The organism is Methylobacterium sp. WSM2598, from assembly GCF_000379105.1.
Taxonomy (GTDB): domain Bacteria; phylum Pseudomonadota; class Alphaproteobacteria; order Rhizobiales; family Beijerinckiaceae; genus Methylobacterium.
Genome location: NZ_KB900609.1, coordinates 1472679 through 1478260 on the forward strand (window position 1 = coordinate 1472679; position 5582 = coordinate 1478260).

2 protein-coding genes are annotated in these 5582 nt (G+C 67.2%); both read right to left on the reverse strand.

The features are described 5' to 3' along the window. Positions 1–284 precede the first annotated feature (284 nt). Positions 285–674: a hypothetical protein gene (locus MET2598_RS0107005; RefSeq protein ID WP_018260348.1), complete on the reverse strand. Its 390-nt coding sequence runs from the start codon at positions 672–674 to the stop codon at positions 285–287. A gap of 355 nt (positions 675–1029) precedes the next feature. After that, positions 1030–5582: beta strand repeat-containing protein (locus tag MET2598_RS42070; protein ID WP_018260349.1), on the reverse strand; the 4553-nt coding region annotated here is incomplete at its 5' end.

Below are 5582 nucleotides of genomic sequence, written 5' to 3' on the forward strand. Positions count from 1 at the left end.
CGCCCCGTCGCCGGTCGGCTTCAGATCGGAACGGTGGCCGGCTTCGCCTCGGAATGACGGCCGGCTTCAACTTGGAACCCCCGGCCGGCTTCGTCGGAATACGCAGTCGAACTGCTCGGTGAGGGAGCGGAAGTGCACTGGTCATGACCCGGCCGACGGTCCACTAACGTTCCACTCGGGCCACCCTGTGGGGGCTGATCATCCTTTGTTCATGCGAGCCGCTCGGGATGCAGAGCCCCAAGCGCGCATCGCTGTTGTCGTGAAGAGCTCGCCGCCGTCGAGCGCTATGAAGGGCGAGCGATCGCTCGTGCGGCGGCAGCGCCGGCGAGGCTCGCCGCGCATTGCTCGGCCGCCGTGGGGGAGAACTGAAGCGCCAGCTGGGTGCCGCCCGTCACCTGAATGAGCAGAATCGGCAACCCGTTGCTCTGAGACTGGCCGGCGGCCCAGGCCTCGACCGGGAAGTGGCAGTTGTCGACCCGGGTGCCCTCGGGATGCGGGGCGGTGCTGCTGCACACCGCACTCACCGCGAGAAGAGCCCGGCCCAGCTCGCCGGCCTGCGCCGCGGTGAGGGTGATCGGGATCACGCGGCCACCCGCATGCACCTTCATGAGCGGGCTGACGTGAGGGCCCACCTCGACCGTGAAGGTGACCTGGGGTGTGTCTGCGTCGGACATGGCTCGATCGCCGCTTCACTTCCGGCTCAAGGAGGAACAAGCCCCAAACGGCGGGTTGTGCCCCCGCGGCCCTCGCCCCTCGGCGCGACCACTCCGCTTCGTCGGTCCCGCATCCACCGGCAGCGCCAGAGACGGAGTCCTTTAGCGGGGCCCTCGGCGACTCTCAACTGGGCAGGGTCCGGCGAACTCGGAAACCGTGCCGGTGCTCCTCCTGCAGCCCGCGCTTCGTCGGGGGACGGCCCGTCTGCCCTCGGTGGCGTTCGTCGGGCCCGGAGCGGATTGCAAAAGCGAAGGGGCCCGGCGAACCGGGCCCCTGACCGCATCAAGCAAGCTCGATCAGACGCGGCGGAGACACTCAGGCCAACCCGTGATGCAGCGGGTCATAGGAGACCAGAGCATGACCGTCGCTGTCGCTCGTGAGCGAGAAGGCCGCGGCGTCGTACGTGCCCTGCAGAGCCAGAGCCGCCGTGTGCGCCCCGTCGCTCACGGTCAGGAGACCACCCGTGCCCTGCGCGTTGGCCGCGTAGGAGACCGAGGTGCTCGATCCGAACAGCAGGTCGGCGAGGTCGACGTGATCGCCAGCGCCGAAGCCGGTGATGCTGCCATTGAAGTGGAGGCTGTCGTCCAGTTTCAGCGTGCCGTCGCCGTGGCCGAGATCGACGTGGGCCGAGGAGGCCGCGCCGAACTCCATGGTCGCGTTCCCGTCGATGAGTGCGGTGCCGGAGCCGGTCACCGCGCCCTCGACCGTCACGTTGCCGCCGTGGGCCCACACTGTGCCGGTGTTGTCGAGCGCACCCTTCACCACGAGGCCGCCGCTTCCGGTCGCCGCGAGGGTGCCGGCATTCTCGACCACGGTTGTGCCGGTGTCGATCACGAGGGCGTGGCTGCCGTCGGCGGTGATCTTGCCGGACGCCTGGTTGGTCAGCGTGAGGGCGCCGCCCCCGAGCTGGCCCGCGCCCGAGATCGTGTTGTCGACGTTCGTGAGCGTGACCGAGCCCTTGGTGCCCGCGATGGTGTTGCCATCGTCGTCCGACATCGTGACCGTGCCGCCACCCGTGAGGGTGATGCCCTGGTCGATCACCTGCAGGAGGGTGCCGCCGCCGGTCGAGTTGAGCGCGATGGTGCCGGTGTTGGTCACCGCCCCGCTGAGCGGCAGCATCGCGCCGTCGCTGAGGACCACGGCCGCGCTGTTGGTCACTGCCGGAGTCTGGTCGAACACGAAGTTCGCCGCGCTCAGGTCCGAGGCGTGGACGTGATCGAGCGTGATCGTCTGGCCGTCGGCGAGCGTGACCACGGCGTTCCCGGTCGCGTCGTCGGCCAGGTGGGCCTGGACGTCCGAGAAGCTCTTGAACCCGCCGTAGCCGATCAGGTCGATCTTATCCGCCGCGGCGTCGAAGCTGTAGATCTTGTCCTCTCCGATCTGGTTGCCGAACACGAACAGATCCGCGGCGGTGCTGCCGGTGAGCGTGTCGTGCCCGGACCACGCGAAGATCGGCGAGCCCTTAGCGTAGGCCTCGACGTTGTCCGCGATGGTCATCGTGCCTGTGGTCCCGTCCGCGTTGGTCCAGGACATGGTCATGTTGAGGACCGCCGCCCCGACGTAGGTCGCGGGGGTTGTGACGGTTAGGGACTCGACATTGGCAGTCGTCACGGTCCAGGAGCCGTCCGCATTCTTGCTGCCGTCACTCAGGACCCAGTCAGTTGGAATGTTCCTAACCGTGAGTTTAACATCGCCGTTCCCCGGCGCAGGATTAAGAAGACCAAGCTGAATGGGCTGGCCACTCACTCCCGCAGGGTATGTATAGGCTACTGCTGTAAGAGTCGCAGCACTTGTGTTTCCAGCCGCATCCGTAGCGGTGATCAGCAATTTCTGTGATTGATTACCCCAATCCGAGAGAACGAAGCTGTAAGTTCCGTTGCTAAGGGCTGAGCCGGTGCCGACCAGCGTGTCTGCCGCATCCAGCGAACCAACAACAGTACCATTGTCCGTATAAACTTTTACGGTGGCGTTCCCCTCTGCCGATCCTGATATCGTATGTTTTGATGACGTTGTGTTACCAGTGTAGCTCCCGAAACTCGGGGCCACAGGCGCGGTCTTGTCGATGGTGAGCGCGTAGCTCGTCGACGCAACCCCGGTGTTGCCAGCCGCGTCCGTGGCCTTGGCGGTGATCGTGTGGCTGCCCTCGCTCAGCGATGAGGTCGTGATGCTGAACGCACCCGATCCGTTCGCTGTGCCCGAGCCGATCACGGTCGTGCCGTTCGTGTCGTACAGCGTCACCGAGCTGCCGGCCTCGGCCGTGCCGTTGATCTTGACGACCTGGAGGTTGGTCTTGCTGTCGCCAGCCGTCCCGCTGTCCGTTGAAGCGTCAAGTGCCAGAGCCGTCGGGGCTCCTGGCGCGGTCTTGTCGATGGTGAGCGCGTAGCTCGTCGACGCAACCCCGGTGTTGCCAGCCGCGTCCGTGGCCTTGGCGGTGACCGTGTGGCTGCCCTCGCTCAGCGACGAGGTCGTGATGCTGAACGCACCCGTCGTCCCGTTCGCCGTGCCGGTGCCGATCACGGTCGTGCCGTTCGTGTCGTACAGCGTCACCGAGCTGCCGGCCTCGGCCGTGCCGTTGATCTTGACGACCTGGAGGTTGGTCTTGCTGTCGCCAGCCGTCCCGCTGTCCGTCGAAGCGTCAAGTGCCAGAGCCGTCGGCGCCGACGGGGCAAGCGTGTCCACCGTCACCGCGCGCGTCGCCTGAGTAGCTGCGTTCCCGGCAGCGTCAGACACGTCGGCCGTGAAGGTGTGGGCGCCCTGGGACAGACCCGTGGCGTTCACCGTCGTCGACCAGGTGCCGTTGGCCTGCACGGCGGCAGTGCCAAGAACGGTGCTGCCGTCCTTGATCGTGACCAACTGACCGGCTTCCGCGCTCGAGGTGCCGCTGATCGCCAGCGCGTTCGTCGCCTCCGAGGCGTTGATCTTGTCGTCGCCGGTCACCGTGTTGATCGCAACCGTCGGAGCGGCGGTATCGACCGTGTAGGCGTGATCCGCTGTGGCAGTGGTAGTGTTGCCCGCCGCGTCGGCCGCCGTGACGCTGGCGTGCACCTTGGTGTCCGCCGCGAGATCCGCCCCCGACACGTTGATGCTGAACTTCAGGTCGCTGCCCACCTGGCCGGTGTAGTTCTGACCGTGAACGGTCAGCGTGACCGTGTCGCCCACCTTCGCATCACCGCCGACCGAGCCGGTCACCGCGACCGTGCCACCAGCTTCCGCTGCGTTGATGACGTTGTCGGCCGTGACTGCGTTGACCGTGATGCTGGCCGTCGCGGTGGTGTCGACCGTGTAGGTGTGATCCGCCGAGGCCGAGGCAGTGTTGCCCGCCGCGTCGGTCGCCGTGATGCTGGCGTGCACCTTGGTGTCCGCCGCGAGATCCGCACCCGACACGTTGATGCTGAAGGTGCCGCCGGCGACCACCGCGCCGGTGTAGTTCTGGCCATTCACGCTCAGCGTGACCGTGTCGCCAACCTTGGCGTCGCCACCAACCGAGCCGGTGACCGCGACCGTCCCACCAGCTTCCGCCGCGTTGATGACGTTGTCGGCCGTGATGTCGTTCAGGCTGATCGTCGCCGTCGCAGTGGTGTCGACCGTGTAGGCGTGATCTGCCGAGGCCGAGGCAGTGTTGCCCGCCGCGTCCGTGGCCGTGATGCTGGCGTGCACCTTGGTGTCCGCCGCCAGGTCGGAGCCCTGGACGTTGATGCTGAAGGTGCCACCGGAGACCACCTGGCCGGTGTAGGTGGCGTTGTTCACGCTCAGCGTGACCGTGTCGCCCACCTTGGCGTCGCCGCCGACCGAGCCGGTCACCGCGACCGTCCCACCAGCTTCCGCTGCGTTGATGACGTTGTCCGCCGTGACGTCGTTCAGGCTGATCGTCGCCGTCGCGGCGGTGTCGACCGTGTAGGCGTGATCTGCCGAGGCCGAGGCGGTGTTGCCCGCCGCGTCCGTGGCCGTGATGCTGGCGTGCACCTTGGTGTCCGCCGCGAGATCCGCACCCGACACGTTGATGCTGAAGGTGCCGCCGGCGACCACCGCGCCGGTGTAGTTCTGACCGTTCACGCTCAGCGTGACCGTGTCACCCACCTTCGCGTCACCGCCGACCGAGCCGGTCACCGCGACCGTCCCACCAGCTTCCGCTGCGTTGATGACGTTGTCGGCCGTGACGTCGTTCAGGCTGATCGTCGCCGTCGCAGTGGTGTCGACCGTGTAGGCGTGATCCGCCGAGGCCGAGGCAGTGTTGCCCGCCGCGTCGGTCGCCGTGATGCTGGCGTGCACCTTGGTGTCCGCCGCGAGATCCGCCCCGGACACGGTGATGCTGAAGGTGCCGCCGGCGACCACCGCGCCGGTGTAGTTCTGGCCATTCACGCTCAGCGTGACCGTGTCACCCACCTTGGCGTCACCGCCGACCGAGCCGGTCACCGCGACCGTCCCACCAGCTTCCGCTGCGTTCACGACGTCGTCCGCCGTGATGTCGTTCAGGCTGATCGTCGCCGTCGCAGTGGTGTCGACCGTGTAGGCGTGATCTGCCGAAGCCGAGGCGGTGTTGCCCGCCGCGTCCGCCGCCGTGATGCTGGCGTGCACCTTGGTGTCCGCCGCCAGGTCGGAGCCCTGGACGTTGATGCTGAAGGTGCCATCGGAGGCCACCTGGCCGGTGTAGGTGGCGTTGTTCACCGTCAGCGTGACCGTGTCGCCAACCTTCACGTCGCCACCAACCGAGCCGGTGACCGCGACCGTGCCACCAGCTTCCGCCGCGTTGATGACGTTGTCCGCCGTGATGTCGTTCAGGCTGATCGTCGCCGTCGCAGTGGTGTCGACCGTGTAGGCGTGATCTGCCGAGGCCGAGGCAGTGTTGCCCGCCGCGTCCGTGGCCGTGA